19 protein-coding genes are annotated in these 22,636 nt (G+C 72.3%); 9 read left to right on the forward strand and 10 right to left on the reverse strand.

Translation table 11 applies throughout. The annotated features are described in order from the left end of the window. Positions 1–2,322 (reverse strand): Tex family protein (locus tag ABZ873_RS29610; protein ID WP_360878315.1); only part of this gene is annotated, 2,322 nt, incomplete at its 3' end. A 243-nt stretch (positions 2,323–2,565) separates the two neighbouring features. Between ABZ873_RS29610 and ABZ873_RS29615 the strand changes: the two genes are divergently transcribed. After that, positions 2,566–4,128, forward strand: coding sequence for a M1 family metallopeptidase (locus ABZ873_RS29615; protein WP_360878318.1), 1,563 nt, complete (start codon positions 2,566–2,568; stop codon positions 4,126–4,128). Between the two features lie 60 nt (positions 4,129–4,188). On the opposite strand, the gene ABZ873_RS29620 is transcribed toward ABZ873_RS29615, so the two are convergent. Next, complete coding sequence (locus ABZ873_RS29620; protein ID WP_360878321.1) at positions 4,189–5,091, reverse strand: oxygenase MpaB family protein; 903 nt, start codon at positions 5,089–5,091, stop codon at positions 4,189–4,191. A 211-nt stretch (positions 5,092–5,302) separates the two neighbouring features. Here ABZ873_RS29620 and sph point away from each other — a divergent pair, with 211 nt between their 5' ends. Beyond that, positions 5,303–6,298: a sphingomyelin phosphodiesterase gene (gene sph, locus ABZ873_RS29625; protein ID WP_360878369.1), complete on the forward strand. Its 996-nt coding sequence runs from the start codon at positions 5,303–5,305 to the stop codon at positions 6,296–6,298. 84 nt (positions 6,299–6,382) lie between these two features. On the opposite strand, the gene ABZ873_RS29630 is transcribed toward sph, so the two are convergent. Continuing rightward, positions 6,383–6,697: a 4a-hydroxytetrahydrobiopterin dehydratase gene (locus ABZ873_RS29630; protein ID WP_360878324.1), complete on the reverse strand. Its 315-nt coding sequence runs from the start codon at positions 6,695–6,697 to the stop codon at positions 6,383–6,385. A gap of 171 nt (positions 6,698–6,868) precedes the next feature. Between ABZ873_RS29630 and ABZ873_RS29635 the strand changes: the two genes are divergently transcribed. After that, the gene (locus ABZ873_RS29635) at positions 6,869–7,534 is read left to right on the forward strand and encodes an HAD family hydrolase (protein ID WP_360878327.1); all 666 of its coding nucleotides are present in this window, start codon (positions 6,869–6,871) and stop codon (positions 7,532–7,534) included. Here the strand turns inward: ABZ873_RS29635 and ABZ873_RS29640 are convergent. Continuing rightward, positions 7,515–8,735 (reverse strand): transcriptional regulator, encoded by a 1,221-nt coding sequence (locus ABZ873_RS29640; protein WP_360878330.1) that lies wholly within the window; start codon positions 8,733–8,735, stop codon positions 7,515–7,517. The two genes, ABZ873_RS29635 and ABZ873_RS29640, sit on opposite strands and share 20 nt — an antisense overlap. A 192-nt stretch (positions 8,736–8,927) precedes the next feature. Between ABZ873_RS29640 and ABZ873_RS29645 the strand changes: the two genes are divergently transcribed. Together ABZ873_RS29645 and ABZ873_RS29650 are read left to right on the forward strand one after the other, a co-directional pair. Beyond that, positions 8,928–9,152 carry a hypothetical protein gene (locus ABZ873_RS29645; protein WP_360878333.1) on the forward strand — a complete coding sequence of 75 codons (225 nt, stop codon included), beginning with the start codon at positions 8,928–8,930 and terminating at the stop codon, positions 9,150–9,152. A 5-nt stretch (positions 9,153–9,157) separates the two neighbouring features. Further along, a complete protein-coding gene (locus ABZ873_RS29650) occupies positions 9,158–9,301 on the forward strand; it encodes a hypothetical protein (RefSeq protein ID WP_360878336.1) in 144 nt (47 codons plus the stop codon). A 298-nt stretch (positions 9,302–9,599) separates the two neighbouring features. Here the strand turns inward: ABZ873_RS29650 and ABZ873_RS29655 are convergent, their stop codons facing one another. Then, entirely contained in the window at positions 9,600–11,441 is a 1,842-nt protein-coding gene (locus ABZ873_RS29655; RefSeq protein ID WP_360878339.1) for an AMP-binding protein, read from the reverse strand. Positions 11,442–11,526: 85 nt separating this feature from the next. Between ABZ873_RS29655 and ABZ873_RS29660 the strand changes: the two genes are divergently transcribed. Both ABZ873_RS29660 and ABZ873_RS29665 read left to right on the forward strand, forming a co-directional pair. After that, entirely contained in the window at positions 11,527–12,255 is a 729-nt protein-coding gene (locus tag ABZ873_RS29660) for a MerR family transcriptional regulator (RefSeq protein ID WP_360878342.1), read from the forward strand. 24 nt (positions 12,256–12,279) lie between these two features. Then, complete coding sequence (locus tag ABZ873_RS29665; protein WP_360878345.1) at positions 12,280–12,948, forward strand: 1,4-alpha-glucan branching protein; 669 nt, start codon at positions 12,280–12,282, stop codon at positions 12,946–12,948. A 108-nt stretch (positions 12,949–13,056) separates the two neighbouring features. Here the strand turns inward: ABZ873_RS29665 and ABZ873_RS29670 are convergent, their stop codons facing one another. The 5 genes from ABZ873_RS29670 to ABZ873_RS29690 all read right to left on the reverse strand — a co-directional run bounded on the left by ABZ873_RS29670 (position 13,057) and on the right by ABZ873_RS29690 (position 19,953). Beyond that, the gene (locus tag ABZ873_RS29670) at positions 13,057–15,228 is read right to left on the reverse strand and encodes a 3-hydroxyacyl-CoA dehydrogenase NAD-binding domain-containing protein (protein WP_360878348.1); all 2,172 of its coding nucleotides are present in this window, start codon (positions 15,226–15,228) and stop codon (positions 13,057–13,059) included. 50 nt (positions 15,229–15,278) lie between these two features. Further along, positions 15,279–16,493 (reverse strand): acetyl-CoA C-acetyltransferase, encoded by a 1,215-nt coding sequence (locus ABZ873_RS29675; protein WP_360878351.1) that lies wholly within the window; start codon positions 16,491–16,493, stop codon positions 15,279–15,281. A 111-nt stretch (positions 16,494–16,604) separates the two neighbouring features. Continuing rightward, positions 16,605–17,747: an acyl-CoA dehydrogenase family protein gene (locus ABZ873_RS29680; protein WP_360878354.1), complete on the reverse strand. Its 1,143-nt coding sequence runs from the start codon at positions 17,745–17,747 to the stop codon at positions 16,605–16,607. Between the two features lie 29 nt (positions 17,748–17,776). Beyond that, complete coding sequence (locus tag ABZ873_RS29685; protein ID WP_360878357.1) at positions 17,777–18,802, reverse strand: LLM class F420-dependent oxidoreductase; 1,026 nt, start codon at positions 18,800–18,802, stop codon at positions 17,777–17,779. Beyond that, positions 18,802–19,953, reverse strand: coding sequence for a CaiB/BaiF CoA-transferase family protein (locus tag ABZ873_RS29690; protein WP_360878360.1), 1,152 nt, complete (start codon positions 19,951–19,953; stop codon positions 18,802–18,804). The genes ABZ873_RS29685 and ABZ873_RS29690 overlap by 1 nt, the downstream gene beginning before the upstream one ends. A 274-nt stretch (positions 19,954–20,227) precedes the next feature. Between ABZ873_RS29690 and ABZ873_RS29695 the strand changes: the two genes are divergently transcribed. Together ABZ873_RS29695 and ABZ873_RS29700 are read left to right on the forward strand one after the other, a co-directional pair. Beyond that, positions 20,228–21,868, forward strand: a complete 1,641-nt coding sequence (locus ABZ873_RS29695; protein ID WP_360878363.1) for a PKD domain-containing protein — start codon at positions 20,228–20,230, stop codon at positions 21,866–21,868. A 159-nt stretch (positions 21,869–22,027) separates the two neighbouring features. Further along, on the forward strand, positions 22,028–22,636 hold a 609-nt coding region (locus tag ABZ873_RS29700; protein ID WP_360878366.1), incomplete at its 3' end, for a saccharopine dehydrogenase NADP-binding domain-containing protein.

Here is a 22,636-nt window from a genome sequence, read left to right on the forward strand (position 1 = left end):
GGGTGGCACCGACATCATGGTCGAGATCAACTTCGACCACCGCCGTCCGGAGTACCTCCTCGACCTCAACCGCATCGGGCTGCTGCGGGAGTGGGCGCGGGGGCGGGGGGCGCCGGTGCCGCGCTCGGCCCCGGTCTCGTCCTCCAGCCGCAGGGTCAGTGAGATCCGCTTGCGCGGGATGTCCACGTCCATGACCTTGACGCGCACGATGTCGCCCGGCTTGACCACGTCCCGGGGGTCCTTGACGAAGGTCTTCGAGAGCGCCGACACATGGGCCAGCCCGTCCTGGTGGACGCCGATGTCGATGAAGGCGCCGAAGGCGGCCACGTTGGTGACGACGCCCTCCAGGATCATCCCGGGCTCCAGGTCCCCGATCTTCTCCACGCCCTCCTTGAAGGTGGCCGTCTTGAAGGCGGGCCGCGGGTCGCGGCCGGGCTTCTCCAGCTCGCGCAGGATGTCGGTGACCGTGGGCAGGCCGAACGCCTCGGTGACGAACTGCTCGGGCCGCAGCGAGCGCAGCACCCCGGTGTTGCCGATCAGCGCCGCGACCTCGCCGCCCGCCGTCTTGCCCATGGCGCGGACCACCGGGTACGCCTCGGGGTGCACGGCGGAGGCGTCCAGCGGGTCCTCGCCGCCGCGGATGCGCAGGAAGCCCGCGCACTGCTCGTACGCCTTGGGGCCGAGGCGGGCCACGTCCTTGAGGCCCTTGCGGCTGCGGAAGGGGCCGTTCGCGTCGCGGTGGGCGACGATGTTCTCGGCGAGGGTGCCGCTGATGCCGGAGACCCGGGAGAGCAGGGGCGCGGAGGCGGTGTTGACGTCGACGCCGACGCCGTTCACGCAGTCCTCCACCACCGCGTCGAGGGAGCGGGACAGCTTCACCTCGGACAGGTCGTGCTGGTACTGGCCGACGCCGATGGACTTCGGGTCGATCTTGACCAGTTCGGCGAGCGGGTCCTGGAGGCGGCGGGCGATGGAGACGGCGCCGCGCAGCGAGACGTCCATGCCGGGCAGTTCCTGCGAGGCGAAGGCGGAGGCGGAGTACACGGAGGCGCCCGCCTCGGAGACCATCACCTTGGTGAGGCCCAGCTCGGGGTGGCGGGAGATCAGGTCGCCGGCGAGCTTGTCGGTCTCGCGGGAGGCCGTGCCGTTGCCGATGGCGACCAGGTCGACCGCGTGCTCCTTGGCGAGCCGGGCCAGCTTGGCGAGGGATTCGTCCCACTTGTTGGCGGGCACGTGCGGGTGGATCACGTCGGTGGCGACGACCTTGCCGGTGGCGTCCACGACGGCCACCTTCACCCCGGTACGGAAGCCCGGGTCGAGGCCGAGCGTGGCCCGGGTGCCGGCGGGCGCGGCGAGCAGCAGGTCGCGCAGGTTCGAGGCGAAGACCCGCACGGCCTCGTCCTCGGCGGCCTGGCGCAGCCGCGTCCGCAGGTCGATGCCGAGGTGGACCTGGACCTTGGTGCGCCAGCACCAGCGGACCGTGTCCGCGAGCCACTTGTCACCGGGGCGGGCCTGCTGCGAGGGGGCCGCGATGCCGAAGCGGCGGGCGATCATGCCCTCGTAGGCGGAGGGGCCGGGGGTCTCGCGGTCCTCGGGGGTCTCGGGCTCCAGGTTGAGGTCCAGGACCTCTTCCTTCTCGCCGCGCAGCATGGCGAGGACGCGGTGGGAGGGCAGGGCGGTGAAGGGCTCCGCGAAGTCGAAGTAGTCGGCGAACTTGGCGCCCGCCTCCTCCTTGCCCTCGCGGACCTTCGCGGCGAGCCGGCCGCGGCCCCACATGCGCTCGCGCAGCTCACCGATGAGGTCGGCGTCCTCGGCGAAGCGCTCGGTGAGGATGGCGCGGGCGCCCTCCAGGGCGGCGGCCGGGTCCGCGACGCCCTTGTCCGCGTCGACGAAGGCGGCGGCCGCGGCGGCCGGGTCCACCGAGGGGTCCGCGAGCAGGCCGTCCGCGAGCGGTTCCAGCCCGGCCTCGCGGGCGATCTGCGCCTTGGTGCGGCGCTTGGGCTTGAAGGGCAGGTAGATGTCCTCCAGCCGGGCCTTGGTGTCGGCCGCCTGGATCCGCGCCTCCAGCTCGGCGTCCAGCTTGCCCTGCTCCCGTACGGAGTCCAGGATCGCGGCGCGCCGGTCCTCCAGCTCGCGCAGATACCGCAGCCGCTCCTCCAGGGTGCGCAGCTGGGCGTCGTCGAGCATCTCGGTCGCTTCCTTGCGGTAGCGCGCGATGAACGGCACGGTGGAGCCGCCGTCGAGCAGCTCCACGGCGGCCTTGACCTGCCGCTCCCGTACGCCGAGCTCCTCGGCGATCCTGCCTTCGATGGACATCGTCACGATCGGGTCCCGCCTGCCTTCGTTTGCACTGGAAGGCTGCCAATTGTGGCAGGTGGCGCCGGCGGAGCGCGGAAGCCCTGCCCGCGGGGGCGGTGTCAGGAGTGTATTCGGGGCGGACTCGTGACGGCCGAATGGCGATCGTGTGACAGCAGGGGCCATGGACATGACCTGGGTGGCCGGGGGTGAATACGGTCGAACGACGACCTTGAACCGAGCTGTCTCCCCTACCACTTGGAGTCATTCGTGCACCGCAAAGTCATCGTCCCGAGCGTGCTCGCCGCCTCCCTCCTGCTGGTGATCCCGGCGTCGGCGGCCAGTTCCGGTCCGGGCGCCCCGGGTATCGGCGATCCCTACTACCCGGCCAGCGGCAACGGCGGATACGACGTGTCCCACTACGACCTGCGCCTGAAGTACCAGCCCAAGACGGACCTGCTCGAAGGCACCGCGACCCTGCTGGCCACCGCCAAGCAGGACCTGTCCCGCTTCAATCTGGACTTCGGCCTGAAGGTCAGCGAGATCCGGGTCAACGGCGCCAAGGCGAAGTTCGCCACCTCCGGATCGCACGAGGTGGAGGTGACCCCGGCGAAGCCGCTGGCCCGCAATACGCCGCTGACCGTGGTCGTCACGTACGCCGGGAAGCCCTCGGAGCTCAAGGTCGACGGCTGGACGGCCTGGCAGCGCACGCCCGACGGCGGGGTGGCGGCGCAGGAGCCGGACTCGGCCGTCTGGTGGTTCCCGAGCAATGACCACCCGCTGGACAAGGCCACCTTCGACATCTCCGTCAACGTGCCCGACGGCACCCAGGCGATCAGCAACGGCGTGCTCCAGTCGCAGACTTCGAAGCTCGGCTGGACCCGGTACAACTGGCGCTCGAACAAGCCGCAGGCGACGTATCTGGCCACGCTCGCCGTCGGCAAGTTCGACATCACCACGGACACCACGGCGAGCGGGCTGCCGATCGTCAACGCCTACAGCAAGGACCTCGGCGACAACGCGGGCGCGGCGCGCGCCAGCGTGGAGCGCACGGGCGAGGTCACCGAGTGGCTGGAGGGGGTCTTCGGCCCCTACCCCTTCAACGCGCTCGGCGGCTACGTGCCGAACGTGAACGCCGGCTACGCCCTGGAGACCCAGACCCGGCCGTTCTACGGTCCGGGGCAGTTCCGCAACGGCGCCAACGTCTCGGTGGTCGTGCACGAGCTGGCGCACCAGTGGTACGGCGACAGCGTCTCGGTGGAGGGCTGGAAGGACATCTGGATCAACGAGGGCTTCGCCCGCTACAGCCAGTGGCTGTGGTCGGAGAAGGAGGGCGAGGGCACCGCGCAGGAGCTCGCCGACTGGGCCTACTCGGTGCGCCCGGCCGAGGACCCCTTCTGGCAGGTCAAGCCGGGTGACCCCGGTCCGGAGAACCAGTTCCACGGGGCCGTCTACGACCGCGGCGCCATCGCCCTGCAGGCGCTGCGCAACGAGATCGGCGACGAGAAGTTCTTCCGGATCCTCAAGGGCTGGCCGACCGAGCGTGCCTACGGCAACGCCAAGGTCGGGGACTTCGTCCGGTACGCCGAGAAGGTCTCGGGCAAGCCGCTGGCCCAGCTGTTCGAGACCTGGCTGTACACCCCGGGCAAGCCCGCCGCCTCCGCGCTCAACCCGGCGAAGGCCCCGTCCAAGGCCCGCTCGGCGCAGCCGTCGGCCCCGGAGGGGTCCGCTCCGGCGAAGCCCGCCGCGGAGCCGAAGTCCTGGAAGAAGATCGCGGAGACGAACACCGTCCACGACACGCAGCACGGCGCCGGCCCCGGCCACCGGCACTGAGCCCGCGCCCGGCCCGCGGCCCCCGTGTCCGGCGGAGGCCGCGGGTCGGGCGTACGGAGGTCAGCCGCGTCCCGCGTGCCAGGCGGCGCGGGCGCGGTAGGCGATCGGCAGGTAGCGCAGCCGTTCCGGCAGCAGCGGTACGAGGAGCCGTACGGCGGTGCTGAACCGCCGCAGCCGGCGCTCCTGGGCCGGGCTCCACTCCAGTCCGACGGCGGCGCGCGCCTCGGGCGGCATGTACCCGACGGTGACGAAGGCCCGCAGGCGCAGGAAGGCGGCCCGCAGCACGGGCCAGGTGAGCCGCAGCAGCAGCCGTACGGGGAGCGGTCCGCCCGCGGGCCGGGGCAGCGGCACATCGGTGGCGACCAGCTCGCGGGCGACCGCGGTGGGCTCGATCTCCTCGGCCAGCATCCGGGCCCAGTAGGGCCAGTACTCCTCGATCGTCTGCGGCATGTCCCGGTCGTGCAGGCCCAGGATCCGGCCCACCTGGAGCCATTCCCGGTAGAGCTGCCGCTCCTGGGCGGGGGTGAAGCGGCGCAGCAGGTAGCGCCCGGCGTAGAGGTAGACGGGGAAGCCGGTGGCGTGCACCCAGGCGTAGCAGGCCGGGTCCAGGGAGTGGTAGCGGCGGCCGCGGGTGTCGGTGCCCTGGATGTCCTTGTGCAGCCGGCGGACCCGGCGGCCCTCCTCGGCGGCCTCCTCCCCGCCGTACACCCAGAGCTGGACCGAGCGCAGCGAGCGCTCGCCGCGGCCCCAGGGGTCGGTGCGGAAGACGGAGTACTGGTCGACGCCGGAGGCGATGGCGGGGTGCGCGACCTGGAGGGTGAAGGCGGCGGGCAGCATCAGCAGGGCGCGGATGTCCCCGGCGATGGTCCAGAGCACTCCGCCGGGGGGCGGCGGTACGGGATCGGGCCGGGCGGCGGAGGTCTTCCGCCTGCCGGTCACGGCCCGCCGGTCGGTCCCGCTCATGCCTGCCCCCAGGGTGTCGATCTCTTCCGATTCCCAGTATGACCTGCGGTCGGGCAGGCGCTCGGGACGGGTCGGCGACCCGGCGGGAGGGGCCCGCCGCGTGATCGTCGCGGGCCGGACAGAAAGTCGCTGCACGGGTGTTACCCAGAGGTAACCGTGGCTGCTTGGATGACGGAGCCGATCTTCCCGTGCAGGAATGATGGAGACCCCCATGCTGCTCAGCTCCCACCGCCGCCACCGCCACCGCGCCGCCGCCGCGGCCGTCGCGGCGGTCGCCGCCGGCACCCTGGCCGCCACCACCGTGCCCGCCGCCGCGGCCGCGGAGAACGCCACCGCGCCGCGGCTCAGCGTGCTGTCGTACAACGTGTTCCTGATGAGCAAGAACCTGTACCCGAACTGGGGCCAGGACCACCGGGCCGCGCAGATCCCCCGGGCCTCCTTCTACCAGGGCCACGACGTGGTCGTGCTCCAGGAGGCGTTCGACAACAGCGCCTCGGACGCGCTCAAGGCCAACTCGGCCGCGCAGTACCCGTACCAGACCCCGGTCGTGGGCCGGAGCAAGAGCGGCTGGGACGCGACCGGTGGTTCGTACTCCTCGACCACCCCGGAGGACGGCGGCGTCACCGTCCTCAGCAAGTGGCCGATCCTGCGCAAGGAACAGTTCGTCTTCAAGGACGCCTGCGGGGCCGACTGGTGGTCGAACAAGGGCTTCGCGTACGTCGTGCTGAACGTGAACGGCGCGAAGGTGCACGTGGTCGGCACGCACGCGCAGTCCACCGACCCGGGCTGCGGCGCGGGCGAGGCGGCGGAGATGCGCGCCCGCCAGTTCCGCGCGATCGACGCCTTCCTGGACGGCAAGAACATCCCGGCGAGCGAGCAGGTCATCCTGGCGGGCGACCTCAACGTCGACTCGCGCACCCCGGAGTACGCGGCCCTCCTCGCCAACGCCGACCTGGCCGACTCCGACCGGCGCACGGGGCACCCGTACTCCTTCGACACGGCGCTGAACTCCATAGCGAAGTACCGCTACCCGACGGACCCGCGCGAGGACCTGGACTACGTCCTGCACCGCAAGGGGCACGCGCGCCCGGCGGGCTGGGAGAACAACGTGGTGAAGGAGGAGACCACCCCCTGGACGGTCTCCAGCTGGGGCACCTCGTACACGTACAACAACCTCTCGGACCACTACCCGCTGATCGGCCGCTGACGCCAGCGGCGCCTGCCCCTCCCGCCTGAGACGGGAGGGGCACTTCCGCACGTCCGGGGGCCCGGGGGTCCGGGAGCCCGGGGGTCAGTCCAGCGGCAGGGCCTGATGCGCCGCGACGATCTCGTCGACGCGCCGGGCGAGGTCGAAGTCCGCCGCGGTGAGGCGGTTGCCCGCGTCGTGCGTGGTGATGCCGACCCGGAGGTGGTCGATCCTCAGGTCGAGGTCGGCGTGATGCAGGCTCCGCCGTGCCAGGTCGGCGATCGTCACGATCGCGGCCACGGCCGCGTGGTAACGGATCGGGTAGGTCCGGGTTATCGCGTCGTCCACCTGCTCCCACCCCGGCAGCACCGCCAGATGCTCGGCGATCTCCTCGTGCGTCAACAGCCGCGGCTCACCCATGCCAGCTCCCCTCATTCACGTACCCAGAACCTCGACGAGACCCCCACCCCACCGGGGTACCGCGCCACGGCCACATACCCGCTCCGGCGCCCCGAATTCACGCGGCACCACTACCGGCCCACGCCTCCGGGCGGAAGGGGCGCCTTCGCGCGCCGCCAGTAGGCTGCCGCCATGACGATTCGCGCGGTGGTGTTCGACGTCGGGGAGTGCCTGGTCGACGAGACCAGGGAGTACGGCACCTGGGCGGACTGGCTCGGCGTCCCGAGGCACACGTTCGCCGCGATGTTCGGCGCGGTCATCGCCCAGGGCCGGGACTACCGCGAGGTGTTCCAGCCGTTCCGGCCCGGCTTCGACCTCACCGCCGAGCGGGAGGCCCGCGCGGCGGCCGGGAAGCCGGAGTGGTTCGGCGAGGGCGATCTCTACCCGGACGTCCGGCCCGCGCTGGCCCGGCTCCGCGCCGACGGCCTGTGGCTGGCGATCGCCGGGAACCAGACCGTACGCGCGGGCGGCCTGCTCCGCGACCTGTTCACCGGGGACGTCGACCTGATCGGCACCTCGGACGACTGGGGCGCCAGCAAGCCGGACATCGCGTTCTTCGACCGGCTCGCCGACGCCGTGCCCTTCCGAAACGACGAGATCCTCTACGTCGGCGACCGCATCGACAACGACCTCCGCCCCGGCGCCAAGGCAGGCATGCACACCGCCCTCATCCACCGCGGCCCGTGGGCGACGATCCAGTGGAACACCCCCGAAGCCCGCGAACTGCCAACGTTCCGCATCGCCAGCCTCACCGAACTGTCCCCCCGAATCACCGACTTCAACAAACAAAACCACTGACCACGGCCCCCCACCCGTAGAGCCGGTCGTCGAGGTCACGGACGTACTGCTCGTGCTCCCACGGACCGAGCGCGCGCCGCACCTCGCGGACCCGCTCCAGCCCGGTCGCGTACCAGTGGACCTCCAGCAGCTCCAGCGCTTGCAGCGCGTACCCGACAGCGGCCTCGGGGCGTCCGGCCGCGGCCTCGACGGCGCCGAGGTCTCCGAGGATGACGGTGCGCTGCTTGTCGTCGTCGGTCGTGAGCCCGTCGAGGGCACCGAGGAGGGTTTCGCGCGCCTGCGGCAGGTGCCCGGCCTTGAGTTGTGTATTGCCCTTGAATGCGGCCAGGCGGATGCCCGAGAACCAGTCCATCCACTCCGGCGCCGGGGTGGCGGTGTCATCGACGACGGTCTCGCCGTGGGCGATCAGGTTCAGAGCGGTGCGGGTGTCGCCGCACAGGGTGGCGCACTCGGCCTCGACGGCGTCGAGCCACGCCACGAAGTATCCGGGTGCCTGGGCACGGCGGGCGTAGGTCCGGGCCGCGATCATCCTTTCGGTCGCAGGCTCGCGCCGGCCGGTCCACCCGGGGATGAACGCCATGTGGGCAAGGACGGCGGCGCCGAGGAGCGCGTCGTCGGCTTCGCCGGCCGCCTGGAGCGCGCGCACCCAGGTGTCGCTCGCGCGGGTGGGCTCGCGCAGGTCGAAGAACTCGATGCGGCCGGCGAGGAGGTAGGACTCGGCGAGGGCGGCGGCGAGGGTCTGCCGAGTGCGGCCGGTGGTGGCGTCGAGGAGCTGTCCGCCGAGGGTGGCGTGCGCGGCGACGGCCGGGTGGAGGGTGGCCGGGGCGACAGTCCAGTAGAGCCTGCGGTGTGCTCTGGTGACGGCAAGGAAGTCAGCGGCTGCGGTGGCGGGTTGCGGAGCGTTCGGGGTACGCACGGGCCCTCGGTTGGCCGGCGTGAGGAGGCTGACAGTCGCCTGCGGACCGGTGCCGGGCGGCACGTTGAAGCCGAGTTCGTCCAGCGGGCGGCCGAGGAGGTCGACGAGCGCCTGGCGGACATCCGGCTGCGGGAGTGGCGGGTTGTCGGCCTCGTAGCGGCGGGCCTGGCGCAGGCCGATGTGGATGCCACGGGTGGCGAGCGCGTCGACGAGTTCCTGCTGGGTCCGGTAGCCGGCGGCGAGCCGGGCGGCACGGAAGCGCGGGTTGCCGGTGGGTCGGGTCATGCCAACTCCCTTTGTGGGCAGGGGTGCTACCCCACTGTCTCAGGATGGCCTCTTGACTGTCACGCGTCACCGGATCGAGGGCACGAAAGTCCTCTATGAGGACCCGAAGAGTCCTCCCTCAAGCCCTCTTCTCAGGACTTATGCAGGTCCATTGTGTCTCCCACACCCGCTGACAAAGGTAGGGAGCCCGCAATGGCCCACCGGCACGACGCCGAAACCGACATCCCGCACGCCCTGCTCCGCAAGCAGGTACGCGACATCGCGTCCGGCACCGCGGGCACCCTCATGGCCGTGCGCGTGGAGAACGTTGCCACAGCCGGCGGCCCGGGCGAGCGGTGGGCGGAGATCGCCTATATCCGCCCGACCCGCGGCGGCATCGAGTTCACCACGGCTGTATCGAACATCGAGCCCCGGTGATGCGGATGCGGATCCCGATCTCCGACGCCACACCGCCCCGCGGCTGCCCGTCCTGCGGCGCGACACCGGTACCCGGCGGCGGCCCGGAGGGCGGCGCGACGCTCCACGAGAAGGGCTGCCCGCGCAGCGGCCGCACCGGCGTCACCTGATCCGCCCCGAAGCGTCCGCTCCGGAACAAGGTCGAACGCCCCCCTCCGGCCGGGGCACCCACGCGTCACGCCGATCGCATCGGCCGGGAGGATCAGGGTCCGGCGGTCTGTGCCGGCTCGCGGCACGCGGGCTTCGTCCCAGCTCATTGGCGCGCGAACACCGCTCCACGATTCCGCGGAGCGGTGCGCCTGGTCCGCGTACTTTCGCCACAGCGACCAGCCCGCGCCCCCGGTCCGGACCTCGCGGGTCAGTCATGGCGCCCCCGCAGAAAGACCGAACAGACGGTTCAGCGGGGGGTCAGGGTTGGTGGGGTTCCCTGTACAAGGAGTTGAGTACCGGGGCGTACTTCGTGTGGATCGCTCGGCGGCGGAGTTTGAGGGACGGGGTCAGTTCGCCCGATTCCGGGCTCCATTCCTCCGTCAGGAGGCGGTAGCGCTTGATCTGTTCGGTGCGGTTCAGGCGGGCGTTGGCCGTCGCCACCGCGCGGGCGATCTCCTCCTGGACGGCCGCGTGGGCGGCGAGGGCGGTCGGGGAGTCCGCCTCGATGCCCCGGGAGCGGGCCCAGACGGGGGCCAGTTCGGGGTCGAGGACCAGCAGGGCGACGAGGTAGGAGCGGCCCTCGCCGTGGACCAGGGCCTGGCCGATCAGCGGGTGCTCCTTGACCGTGTTCTCCACCAGCGCGGGCGAGACGTTCTTGCCCGTCGAGGTGATGATCAGCTCCTTCTTGCGGTCGGTGATCCAGAGGAAGCCGTCCTCGTCGATCCGCCCGACGTCCCCGGTCGGGAACCAGCCCTCCGCGTCCGCCGCGCTCTCCACCGTCCCGTCCGGCCGCAGGTAGCCGTCGAAGACGGTCGCGCCCCGGGTCAGGATCTCCCCGTCCTCCGCGATCCGCAGCTCCAGCCCCTCGATGGGCCGGCCCACCGACCCCAGCCGGAATCCGCTCGTGGCGCTGTTGAGCGTGCACACGCCCGAGGTCTCGGTCAGCCCCCAGGCGTCCATGACCGTGATGCCCCAGCCCGCCCAGAAGCGGACGACGTCGATCGGCATCGGCGCGGTGGCACTGGCCGTCCAGACCAGCCGGTCCATGCCCGCCAGCCGCAGCAGCGGATCGAGCACCCGCTCCTTCGCCTCGGCGTACGAGGCTTCGAGCGCGGCCGGGATCTCTTCGCCCCGCTCCTGGTGCCCGGCCCGCGCCCGGGCCAGGTCGTTCGCGGCCTCGATGGCCGTCCGCTGCTCCTCGGGGAGCTGCGCGAGCACCGCCCGCACCGAGGCGGCCAGCTTCTCCCACACCCGCGGCACCCCGAAGAACTCCACCGGCCGCAGCTCACGCACCGCCCCGGCCACGGCCGCGGGATCGGCGCACAGCATCACGTGCGAGGCCCGCAGCAGGGGCAGGTAGATGCCGAGCACGCGCTCGGCGATGTGCGCGAAGGGCAGGTAGCAGATGTGCTCCGCGTGCTCGGGCAGATCCACGCCCCCGTCGATGCGGACCGCCTGGAGCACGAGGTGGCGGTGGCTCAGCCGGACCCCCTTGGGGTCGCCGGTGGTGCCCGAGGTGTAGACCACGGTCAGCGGGTCCCCCGGGACGGACTCCCGCCACGCCTTCTCGAAGGCGTCGGCGCGGTGGAGCCGGGCGCCGCTCGCGTACAGGGAGGCGTACGTGGTGTGCCCGCCGGCCTCGGCGGCCTCGGCCACCACCAGCCGCTCCAGCGGTACGGTCCCGTCCGCCAGCAGCGGTTCCCAGCGGACGAGCTCGCGCGCGCCCTCCACGACGGCGGTCCTGGCCCGGCTGTGGCGGGCGATATGGGCGATCTGCTCGGGCGCGGAGGTCCCGTACACGGTGACGGGCACGGCGCCGAGGTGGACGAGGGCGAGGTCGCTGAGCCAGTGCTCGGGGCGGTTGCCCAGCATGAGCAGGACATGCTCGCCGCGTTCGACGCCGAGGGCGGCGTAGCCGGCGGCGAGGACGGCCACCTTGCGGCGCACCTCGCTCCAGGTCAGCGTCGTCCACTCGGCGGCGTCCGGGCCGGCCCGCCACGAGAGGGCGGGGAGCTCCCCGTACTCGGCGGCGTTGCGGGCCAGCAGGGCGGGGAAGGTGATCTCTCCGGGGGGTCCGGGCAGTCGCAGGTTCGTGGGCATGGGCAGCTCCTGGCCGTTTCACATCGTTGGTGCGACAGCAATACTGTTGAACCCAAGCTGTGGAGCAGAGAGCGAGGCGCAGACGATGGCCGACCAGGCACCCGAGCCGATGCTCACCGTCGACGAGCTGGCGGCCCGGGCGGGCGTCACCGTGCGCACCGTACGGTTCTACAGCACCCGCGGCCTTTTGCCCCCTCCCGTGATCGGACCTCGTCGGGTGGGGCACTACGGGCCGGAGCACCTGTCCCGGCTCGCCCTGATCGAGGAGCTCCAGCACCAGGGCATGACCCTGTCCGCCATCGAGCGCTATCTGGACGCCCTGCCCGCCGACCTGAGCGCGCACGACCTGGCCATCCACCGAGCGATGGTGGCGAGTTGGGCTCCGGACGCGGCCCAGGTGGTGCCCCGCGAGGAGCTGGAGCGGCGGGCCGGGCGGGGCCTGTCGGACGAGGACGTGCGCCGGCTGACGGCCATGAACGTGCTCGCCGCCCAGGGGGACGGATTCCGGGTGGACGTGGGGCTGCTGCGGCTGGGGGTGGCGCTGCTGGACGTGCCGATCGCGCACGAGACGATCCTCGCGGCCCGCACGGTGCTGATCGAGCACGCCCGCTCAGCCGCGCACGGGCTGACGGCGCTGTTCCGGGACGAGGTGTGGGGGCCGTTCACGGAGGGCGAGAGCGATCCGGAGCGGGTGGAGTCGATGAAGGCGCTGTCGGCGCACATGCAGCCGATGGTGGTGCAGGCGCTGGTGACGGCCTTCCAGCGGTCCCTGCGCGAGGAGTTGCGGGCCGCGTTCGTATCGGGCGCCGAGTGAGCGGCGTCGGGTAGTTTTCCCGGCATGGCAGTCATCCACAGCACCACGATGTCCCCCGGCAAGCTCGAACTCCTCGCGGACTGGCTGCCGTCGCGGCCCTGGTACCGGGGTACGAAGCCCTCCGCGGCCGCGCTGGCCCGCGCGGGCGGCTTCCGGCTGGACGACCCGGAGGGCGAGGTGGGCATCGAGTTCATGGTGGTCCGGGACCCCTCGGGCGGAGCGCCGGTCACCTATCTGGTGCCGCTGGCCTACCGGGGTGCGCCGCTGGAGGAGGCCCGGGAGGGGCTGATCGGCACCTCGGAGCACGGCGTACTGGGCCGCCGCTGGATCTACGACGGCGCGCACGACCCGGTGCTGGTCGCGCAGCTGCTGGCGCTGCTGGCGGGCCGGGCGGCGGCGCAGCACCAGAACGAGAGCGATGTCCCGGACCCGACGGTCGAGGTGCGGGGCGCGGGCGCCGGCGTACCGGAGGGACTGGCCGGGACCGGGGCCGTCACGGACACCGCCGCGGCCACGGTGGTCGGCGTCGGCCCGGCCGGGCGGGAGCGGCCCGCGCCGGCCCTGACGGTGGCGCGGGTGCTGGAGCCCGGTACGGCGGACGGTGACGGGCTGCTCGGCCAGGTGCTGGCCGGGTGGACGGAGGCGGACGGCACCCTGCGGCGCGGCGTCTTCGCGGCCCTGCGCGAAGCCTGAGGCGGCCCGCGCGAAGCCCTTGAGGCGCGTCCCCGCGCGTAGCCCCTGAGGCGCGTCCTGCCGTCCCGGGGCACCCGCGCGGGCACCCCAGGACGGCAGGCGCCCCGCTCAGTCGGTGTACGTCTCGCCGCGCTCCGCCTTCGCCACGAGCGAGGCCGGCGGGTCGAAGCGCTCGCCGTACCGCGCGGCGAGCTCCCGCGCGCGGGCCACGAAGCCCACGAGGCCGCCCTCGTAGCCGTTGATGTACTGGAGCACGCCGCCGGTCCACGCCGGGAAGCCGATGCCCATGATGGAGCCGATGTTGGCGTCGGCCACCGAGGTGAGCACGCCCTCGTCCAGGCAGCGGACGGTGTCCAGCGCCTCGGAGAAGAGCATCCGCTCCTTCATGTCCTCGAAGGGGATCTCGTGGCCCGGCTTCGCGAAGTGCTCGCGCAGCCCCGGCCAGATCCGGGACCGCTTGCCGGCCTCGTCGTACTCGTAGAAGCCGGCCCCGCCGCTGCGGCCGGGGCGGCCGAACTCGTCGACCATCCGGTCGATGACGGTGTCCGCGGGGTGCACGGTCCACGTACGGCCCTCCGCCTCGAACGCCTTGCGGCTCTCGTTGCGGATCTTGCGAGGCAGCGTGAGGGTGAGCTCGTCCATCAGGGAGAGCACCTTGGCCGGGTAGCCGGCCTGGGCGGCCGCCTGCTCGACGGAGGCGGGCTCGGCGCCCTCGCCGACCATAGCCACGCCCTCGTTGATGAACTGGCCGATGACGCGCGAGGTGAAGAAGCCGCGCGAGTCGTTGACGACGATCGGCGTCTTGTTGATCTGGCGTACGAGGTCGAAGGCGCGGGCGACGGCCTCCTCGCCGGTCCCCTCCCCCTTGATGATCTCGACCAGCGGCATCTTGTCCACGGGCGAGAAGAAGTGCAGGCCGATGAAGTCGGCGGGCCGCTTCACGCCCTCCGCGAGCCCGGTGATGGGCAGCGTGGAGGTGTTGGAGCAGAGCAGCGCGTCGGGGGCGATGACGTCCTGGATCTCCTGGAACACCCGGTGCTTGAGCTCGGTGTCCTCGAAAACGGCCTCGATGACGGCATCGCAGCCCGCGAGGTCGGCCACGTCGGCGGTGGGGGTGATCCGGGCCAGCAGCTCGGCGCGCTTGGCCTCGGTGGTCCGGCCGCGCGAGAGCGCCTTGTCGAGCAGCTTCTCGGAGTACGCCTTGCCCTTGGCGGCGGCCTCGGCGGTGACGTCCTTGAGGACCACCTCGATGCCCGCGCGGGCGCAGGAGTAGGCGATTCCGGCGCCCATCATGCCGGCGCCGAGGACGGCGACCCTGGTGACCTTGCGCGGCTCGACGCCCTGCGGGCGGCTGCGGCCGGCGTTGACGGCCTGGAGGTCGAAGAAGAACGCCTGGATCATGTTCTTGGCGGTCTGCCCGGTGACCAGCTCGGTGAAGTAGCGGGCCTCGATGGTCAGCGCGGTCTCGAAGTCGACCTGGGAGCCCTCGACGGCGCAGGCCAGGATGTTGCGCGGCGCCGGGTACGGGGCCCCGTTCAGCTGCTTCTTGAGGCTGGCCGGGAAGGCCGGGAGGTTGGCGGCGAACCTCGGGCTGGACGGCGTACCGCCGGGGATCTTGTAGCCGGGCACGTCCCAGGGCTGCCGGGACTCGGGGTGGGCGTCGATGAAGGCGCGGGCCTTGGCCAGCATCTCCTCGGGCGTCGAGGCCAGTTCGTGGACCAGGCCGTTCTCCAGGGCGCGCTGCGGGCTGTACTGGGTGCCCTGGAGCAGCACCTTGAGCAGCGCGTCGGCGATGCCCATGAGGCGGACGGTACGGGTGACACCGCCGCCGGCGGGGAGCAGGCCGAGGGTGACCTCGGGCAGGCCGATCTTGGAGCCGGGGGCGTCGAGGGCGACGCGGTGGTGCGAGGCGAGCGCGATCTCGTAACCGCCGCCCAGCGCCGCGCCGTTGATCGCGGCGACGACGGGCTTGCCCAGGGTCTCGATGCGGCGCAGGGAGCGCTTGATGGCGTTACCGGTCTCGAAGGCGAGCTGCGCGTGCTCCGGGCGCAGCTGGATCATGTCCTTGAGGTCGCCGCCCGCGAAGAAGGTCTTCTTGGCGGAGGTGTAGACGATGCCGCGGATGGAGTCCTTCTCGGCCTCGGCGCGGTCCGCGACGGCCGCGATGGACTCCTGGAAGGCGCGGTTCATCGTATTGGCGGACTGGCCCGGGTCGTCGAGGACGAGGGTGACGACGCCGGTCTCGTCCTGTTCCCAGCGGATCGTGGTGGACTCGCTCATGTTCGCTACTTCCGTGTCGGAGGTCGGAGGGTTCTGGGGGACAGGACGGGTCAGAGGCGTTCGACGACGGTGGCGACGCCCATGCCGCCGCCGACGCAGAGGGTGACCAGGCCGTAGCGCTTGTCCTGGCGCTCCAGCTCGTCGACGACCGTGCCGAGGATCATCGCGCCGGTGGCGCCGAGCGGGTGGCCGAGCGCGATGGCGCCGCCGTTGACGTTGACCTTGTCGAGGGGGATGCCCATGTCCTTGACGAAGCGCAGGACGACACCGGCGAACGCCTCGTTGATCTCGACCAGGTCGATGTCGTCGATGGTGAGGCCGGCCTTGGCCAGGGCCTTGCGGGTGGCGGGGGCGGGCCCGGTGAGCATGATGGTGGGCTCGGAGCCGGAGACGGCGGCGGAGACGATCCGGGCGCGCGGCGTGAGGCCGTTGCGCTCGCCCGCCTCGCGGGAGCCGATGGCGACGAGGGAGGCGCCGTCGACGATGCCGGAGGAGTTGCCCGCGTGGTGGACGTGGTCGATCTTCTCGATCCAGTGGTACTTCTGCAGGGCGACGGCGTCGAAGCCGCCCAGCTCGCCGATGTCGGCGAAGGAGGGCTTGAGCTTGGCGAGGGTGTCGGCGGTGGTGCCGGGGCGGACGAACTCGTCGTGGTCGAGGACGACCAGACCGTTGCGGTCGGTGACCGGGACGACGGACTTCGCGAAGCGGCCGTCCTTGATGGCGGCGGCGGCGCGCTCCTGCGAGAGGGCCGCGTACTCGTCGACGTCGCGGCGGGAGAAGCCCTCGATGGTGGCGATCAGGTCGGCGCCGATGCCCTGCGGGACGAAGCCGGTGTCCCAGTTGGTCATCGGGTCCGCGAACCAGGCGCCGCCGTCGGAGGCCATCGGCACGCGGGACATGGATTCCACGCCGCCCGCGAGGACCAGGTCCTCCCAGCCGGAGCGCACCTTGGCGGCGGCCAGGTTGACGGCTTCCAGGCCGGAGGCGCAGAACCGGTTCTCCTGTACGCCGGCCACCGTGTCCGGGAGCCCGGCGGCGATGGCCGCGATCCGGGCGATGTCGGAGCCCTGGTCACCGACCGGGCCGACCACGCCGAGCACGATGTCGTCGATGGTGGCCGGGTCCAGGCCGGGGTTGCGCTCGCGCAGGGCGTCGATGAGCCCGACGACCAGGTCGATCGGCTTGGTGCCGTGCAGGGAGCCGTTGGCCTTGCCCCGGCCGCGAGGGGTGCGGATCGCGTCGAACACGTACGCTTCGGTGCTCACTGGTCAAGCCTTTCGGAGGGGTGCGAGGGGGAAGGTCGGGCGGGAGGCCGGCCGGGCCGGAGACCGGCGGGGCCGGAGGTCAGCCGGGCCGGAGATCGGCCGGGCCCGGGGTCAGCCCAGCAGCGAACGGCCGATGATCTCTTTCATGATCTCGGTCGTGCCGCCGTAGATGGTCTGGATCCGGCCGTCGGTGAAGGCGCGCGCGACCGGGTACTCGGTCATGTAGCCGTAGCCGCCGTGCAGCTGGAGGCAGCGGTCCGCGACCCGTTTCTGCAGCTCGGTGGCCCACCACTTGGCCATCGAGGCGTGCACATGGTCCAGTTCGCCGCGTGTGTGGTCGGTGATGCACCGGTCCAGGAAGGTCCGGGTGACGGCGACCTCGGTGGCCATCTCCGCGATCTCGAAGCGGATGTGCTGGAGCCGGGAGAGCGGCCGGCCGAACGCCTCGCGCTCCTTGACGTACGCGGTGGTGATCTCCAGCAGGTGCTCGGCGGCGGCGATCCCGGCCATGGCGATGCCCAGCCGCTCCTGCGCGAGATGGGTCATCAGGTGGACGAAGGCGCCGTTCCGCTCCCCCAGCAGGTTCTCCTTGGGGACGCGGACGTCTCGGAAGAACAACTCGGCGGTGTCCTGCGCCTTCTGGCCGATCTTGTCCAGGTTGCGGCCGCGTTCAAAGCCCTCCGCGCCGCGCTCGACGACCAGCAGCGACAGGCCGTGCGCCCCGCCCTCGGGGGTGGTGCGGGCGACCACGATCACCAGGTCGGCCAGGATGCCGTTGGAGATGAAGGTCTTGGAGCCGTTGAGCAGCCAGTGGTCGCCCCGGTCCTCGGCGGTGGTCCGGATGCCCTGGAGGTCGGAGCCCGCGCCCGGCTCGGTCATCGCGATGGCGGTGACGGTCTCGCCGGAGCAGAAGCCGGGCAGCCAGCGCCGCTTCTGCTCCTCGGTGCCCAGGGTGGTGAGGTAGGGGCCGATGATGTCGTTGTGCAGGCCGATGGCGAGTCCGGGCGCGCCCGCCCGGGTGAACTCCTCGGCGATGACGGCGGCGTAGCGGAAGTCGGTGTTCCCGCCGCCGCCGTACTCCTCCGGGACGGCCAGCCCGAGCAGCCCCTGGCGGCCGGCGGCCCGCCATGCCTCGCGGCTGACGATGCCGTCGCGCTCCCACTGCTCGTAGTGCGGCAGCACCTCCTTGGCGAGGAAGGTGCGGACGGTCCCACGGAACGCCTCGTGGTCGGCGTCGAAGATCAGGCGCTTCATCGGGCGGCTCGCTGCATCGGAAGGGCTCCTCAAAGCCAGTTCTTGACGGTTTCGATCAGACGGGCCGGCTCGGGGCCGACGGGCGTGACGTTGAGCATCGTGACGCCCGCCTCGCGGAACGCCTCGATCCGTTCGCGTACGTAGCCCGCGGGCCCGCACAGCGTCATCAGCTCGCAGAACTCGTCCGGCACGGCGGCCGCGGCGTCGCGCTTGCGGCCGGCGAGATAGAGCTCCTGGATCTTCCGGGCCTCCTCCTCGTAGCCGTAGGCCACGGCGAGGTCGTTGTAGAAGTTCTTGCCGACCGCGCCCATGCCGCCGACGTACAGCGCGATCTGAGGGCGCGCGAGGTCCCGTACGGCGGCCGCATCCTCCCCGATCGCGAGCAGGCCGCCCGCGACGGTCCGCAGCGGGCCGAGCTCCGGGGAGCGCGCGGCCGTGCCCTCGGCGAGGGGGCCGCCCCAGACCGCGGCGGCCTTCTCCGGGATGAACAGCGTGGGCAGCCAGCCGTCCGCGATCTCGGCGGTCATCCGGACGTTGGCCGGGCCGAGCGAGGCGATGTAGACGGGGATGGAGGGGCGCACGGGGCGGGTGAGGATCTTCAGCGGCTTGCCGTGCCGGCCACCCTTCTCGGGCGGCAGCGGCATGTCGGTGATGCCGTGGTGGTCGATGGTCTCCCGGCGCCAGATGCGCCGGCAGAGCTCGACGGTCTCCCGGGTCCGGCCGAGCGGCCTGTCGTACGGCAGCCCGTGCCAGCCCTCGACCACCTGCGGGCCGGAGGCGCCGAGGCCGAGGAGGGCGCGGCCGCCGGAGAGGGCGTCCAGGCCGGCGGCGGTCTGCGCGATGAGGCCGGGGGTGCGGGAGTAGACGTTGACGATCGCGGAGCCGATGCTCATCCGCTCGGTGCGCGCGGCGAGGTAGCCCATGATCGTGGGCGAGTCGAAGCCCCATGCCTCGGCCACCCAGACCGCGTCGAGTCCGGCCCGCTCCAGGGCGGCGGCCTCGTCGGCGGCCCGCCGCGGGTCCCCGGCGTAGTCGAGCATCATCGACAGTTCCATCAGGCTTCCTTCTCCCGCAGGGCCGGTACGTCCCAGTCGGCGGCCACCGACTCGGTGTGCGCGCCCGGCAGGGCGGGGCCCGCGGTGACGGCCGCCGGGGTGGCGGAGAAGCGCGGCGCGGGGGCCGGCTGGACGGTCCCGCCGATGTCGGTGAAGGTGCCCCGGGCGGCGAGGTGGGGGTGGGCGGGGGCCTCGCGGAGGGAGAGCACCGGGGCGACGCAGGCGTCCGTGCCCTCGAAGACGGCCGTCCACTCCGCGCGCGTACGCGCCTTGAAGCGCGCGGCGACGCTCTCGCGCAGCTCGCCCCAGCGGGCGAGGTCCTTGCGGGCGGGGGCCTCGTCCGCGATGCCGAGGAGGCGGACGAAGGTGTCGTAGAACTGCTGCTCCAGGGCGCCCACCGCCATGTGGCCGCCGTCGGAGGTCTCGTAGGTGCCGTAGAAGGGGCAGCCGCCGTCGAGGAGGTTGACGCCGCGGCGGTCCTGCCAGCCACCCGCCGCCATCATCCCGTGGATCATGGCGGTGAGGTGGGCGGTGCCGTCGACGATGGCGGCGTCGACCACCTGGCCGGTGCCGGTGGCGCGGGCGTGGTGGAGGGCGGCGAGGATCCCGACGACGAGGTAGAGCGAGCCGCCCGCGTAGTCACCGAGGAGGTTGGCGGGGACGGCCGGGGGCTGACCGGGCCCGCCGATCATGCCGAGGGCGCCGGTGACGGCGATGTAGGCGATGTCGTGGCCGGCGGTGCGGGCGAGGGGGCCGTCCTGGCCCCAGCCGGTCATCCGGCCGTAGACGAGGGCGGGATTGCGGGCGTGGCAGTCGGCGGGTCCGACGCCGAGGCGTTCCGCGACCCCGGGGCGGAAGCCCTCGACGAGGACGTCGGCCCGCTCGGCCAGATCCAGGACGCGGGCGGAGCCGTCGGGCGATTTGAGGTCGACCAGGACGGAGCGCTTGCCGCGGTTGGTGAGGTCGTGGACGGGGTCGACGGCCAGCCCGCCGCCGCCCGGGCGGTCCACCCGTACGACGTCCGCGCCGAGGTCCGCGAGCAGCATGGCGGCGAACGGCCCGGGCCCGATGCCCGCGAGTTCGAGGACGCGCACACCGGCGAGCGGCCCGCCCCGGGCGGCGGCCGCGGTCCCGTTCCCTGTCCCTGCCATCGAGCCCCCAGCGTGTGCGGTGTTCATGGTGTTGACGGTGTTGATGGTGCGGCGACCGTATGACACAACTGATGTAACACCGGTGATGCTAGGAACGTGTTCCACCGAACACAAGCCCCCCGGACGGCCCTCCCCGGGGATCGGCGCACGAGTCATTCGAAGCTGTGTACGCTGAGCACGCTTTCGAACTTGTTCAAGCGTTCAACCACAGAAACATGGGGGGCCGGTGCGCCGTCGCCGACTTGTAATCTCCGCTGCCGCCATCGCAGCGGGTGTGGGCCTCATCCCGGGCCTGGCCCAGGCCGATCCGGTCAAGCACGACCCGCGGGGCGCGAGCGCCCCCGACCTGGACCTGGGCACGGCGCCCAAGACCAAGGACAACGCCTTCACCAGCCCCGCCGACCGCACGGTCCGCAAGCCGCTGGCGGCGGGCAAGTCCGGTGCCGCCGCCAAGTCCGGTGTCGCCGCCGAAGGCCGCTCGGCCGCCGCGGACGTCTCGAACCTGGCCGTCGAGCTGAACGGCTACGCCACCACGGCGCACGGGGTCGAGCTGCAGGCCACCCCGTCGAACACGAACGCCGCGCTCAAGATCACCTTCGAGTGGGGCGACGGCGCCTCGGAGACCGTCGACTCCTCCGGTTCGGCCACCGTGACCCGGACGCACGCCTACGCCGAGGTCGGCGCCTACAAGGTGAAGGTCACCGTCACGGACGTCGCGAACAACACCAGCGCCTTCAACGAGCTCCAGGTCGTCACGCGGGGCTCGGACTTCACCCCCTACGCCCCGACCCGCCTGCTGGACACCCGCGACGGCACCGGCGCCCCGAAGGCCACGGTCAAGGCGTACAGCTCGACCCGCGTGAAGGTCGGCGGCAACGGCGGGATCCCGGCGGGCGTCACCGCCGTGGTCCTCAACATCACCGTCACCAACACCTCGGCGGACGGCCACATCATCGCCTTCCCCGAGGGCACCGCGCGTCCGACCACGTCGAACGTCAACTACAAGACCGGCCAGACCGTCCCGAACCTGGTCATCGTCCCGGTCGGCAAGGGCGGCTACGTCGAGCTGGCCAACCGCGGCCCGATGCCGGTCGACCTGATCGCGGACGTCACGGGCTACTTCTCCAAGACCGCCTCCAGCGGCTACACCCCGATCACCCCCGCCCGCTTCGTCGACACCCGTGAGGGTCTTGGCGCGGGCCGGGGCCAGCTCGGCGGGCGGAAGTCCTTCTCCACCCAGATCAGCGGCCTGCGCGGGATTCCGCAGGGCATCAGCGCCGTCGCGCTGAACGTGACCGTCACCAACCCGCGCGAGGCCGGCCACCTGTCGGTCTTCCCCGGCGGCGGCGCCACCCCGACCGCGTCGAACCTGAACTTCTCCGCGGGCCAGACCATCGCCAACTCGGTGATCGTGCCCGTCGGCCAGGACGGCCGCATCAGCGTCTTCAACGGCGCCTGGGCGGGCACCGATGTCGTCGTGGACGTCGTGGGCTACTACAGCACCGCCAGCACCAGCGCCTTCGTCCCGCTCGCGCCGGAGCGCCTGGCCGACACCCGCGACCCCCAGGACCCGGTCTACGGGCCGCTCTGGGGCCGCAACTACATCTACATGCCGCTGGCGTACGACGACCCCAGCATCACGGGGTTCGTGCTGAACGCCACCGTCACCAACACCCAGGGCGACGGCTTCCTGACGGTCACCCCCGACCCGAACAGCATGGACGACTACATCAACGAGGTCGCCGGCTGGCCGACGCCGCCGAACTCCTCCAACCTGAACTGGACGAAGGGCGTCACCGTCCCGAACCTGGTCCAGGCGAGCACCGGCAGCACCGGCATCATCGACCTCTGGAACCAGGGCTGGGACGACATCGACCTCGTGGTCGACCTCTTCGGCCTCTACCAGCAGGGCTGATCCGCCGACGGACGCCCCACCGACAGCGCCCCGGGCGCGGCCTGCGCGGCCGTGTCCGGGGCACTGTCCCGTTCCCGCCCCCGTACGCCCCACCCGCCCGCGCACCCCGCCGGACGGCGCGCTAGCCTCGGCCCACCACACCCCCCGGGAGGAGCGCCCATGAACGCGAAGGTCCCGCAGGACCGGGCCGAACGGCCCTACGACGTCGTGCTCTTCGGCGCCACCGGGTTCGTCGGGGCGCTGACCGCCGAGTACCTGGCCGCCCACGCCCCCGCCGGCTGCCGCTGGGCGCTGGCCGGGCGGGATCTCGCCAAGCTGGAACGGCTGCGCGAGCGGCTGGCCGCGGCCGATCCGGCCTGCGCCGGTCTGCCGCTGCTGCGCGCCGATGCCCAGGACGCCGCCGCGGTGGCCGAACTGGCCGCGTCCACGCGGGTCCTGGCCACGACCGTGGGACCGTACATCTGGTACGGGGCGGAACTCGTGGCCGCCTGCGCCGAGGCGGGCACGGACTACGTGGACCTCACCGGCGAGCCGGAGTTCGTGGACCGCATGTACGTCGCGCACGACGCGCGGGCCCGGGAGACCGGGGCGCGGATCGTCCACGCCTGCGGCTTCGACTCGATCCCGGCCGACCTGGGCGCGTACTTCACGGTCCGTCAGCTGCCCGAGGGCGTCCCGCTGCGCGTGGACGGCTTCCTGCGCTCCAGCGCCCTGTTCTCCGGCGGCACCCTGGCCTCGGCGCTGACCGCGCTGGGCCGCGGCCCGCAG

This window comes from Streptomyces sp. NPDC047014, assembly GCF_040644195.1.
GTDB lineage: Bacteria > Actinomycetota > Actinomycetes > Streptomycetales > Streptomycetaceae > Streptomyces.

Excerpts from the sequence above, each read along its gene's own strand:
- ABZ873_RS29645 (WP_360878333.1), top strand. The coding sequence starts at position 8,928 with ATGGCCCACCGGCACGACGCCGAAACCGACATCCCGCACGCCCTGCTC.
- ABZ873_RS29640 (WP_360878330.1), bottom strand. The coding sequence starts at position 8,735 with ATGACCCGACCCACCGGCAACCCGCGCTTCCGTGCCGCCCGGCTCGCC.
- ABZ873_RS29665 (WP_360878345.1), top strand. The coding sequence starts at position 12,280 with ATGGCAGTCATCCACAGCACCACGATGTCCCCCGGCAAGCTCGAACTC.
- ABZ873_RS29650 (WP_360878336.1), top strand. The coding sequence starts at position 9,158 with ATGCGGATCCCGATCTCCGACGCCACACCGCCCCGCGGCTGCCCGTCC.
- ABZ873_RS29635 (WP_360878327.1), top strand. The coding sequence starts at position 6,869 with ATGACGATTCGCGCGGTGGTGTTCGACGTCGGGGAGTGCCTGGTCGAC.
- ABZ873_RS29660 (WP_360878342.1), top strand. The coding sequence starts at position 11,527 with ATGGCCGACCAGGCACCCGAGCCGATGCTCACCGTCGACGAGCTGGCG.
- sph (WP_360878369.1), top strand. The coding sequence starts at position 5,303 with ATGCTGCTCAGCTCCCACCGCCGCCACCGCCACCGCGCCGCCGCCGCG.
- ABZ873_RS29685 (WP_360878357.1), bottom strand. The coding sequence starts at position 18,802 with ATGGAACTGTCGATGATGCTCGACTACGCCGGGGACCCGCGGCGGGCC.
- ABZ873_RS29680 (WP_360878354.1), bottom strand. The coding sequence starts at position 17,747 with ATGAAGCGCCTGATCTTCGACGCCGACCACGAGGCGTTCCGTGGGACC.
- ABZ873_RS29655 (WP_360878339.1), bottom strand. The coding sequence starts at position 11,441 with ATGCCCACGAACCTGCGACTGCCCGGACCCCCCGGAGAGATCACCTTC.
- ABZ873_RS29690 (WP_360878360.1), bottom strand. The coding sequence starts at position 19,953 with ATGGCAGGGACAGGGAACGGGACCGCGGCCGCCGCCCGGGGCGGGCCG.
- ABZ873_RS29630 (WP_360878324.1), bottom strand. The coding sequence starts at position 6,697 with ATGGGTGAGCCGCGGCTGTTGACGCACGAGGAGATCGCCGAGCATCTG.
- ABZ873_RS29670 (WP_360878348.1), bottom strand. The coding sequence starts at position 15,228 with ATGAGCGAGTCCACCACGATCCGCTGGGAACAGGACGAGACCGGCGTC.
- ABZ873_RS29620 (WP_360878321.1), bottom strand. The coding sequence starts at position 5,091 with ATGAGCGGGACCGACCGGCGGGCCGTGACCGGCAGGCGGAAGACCTCC.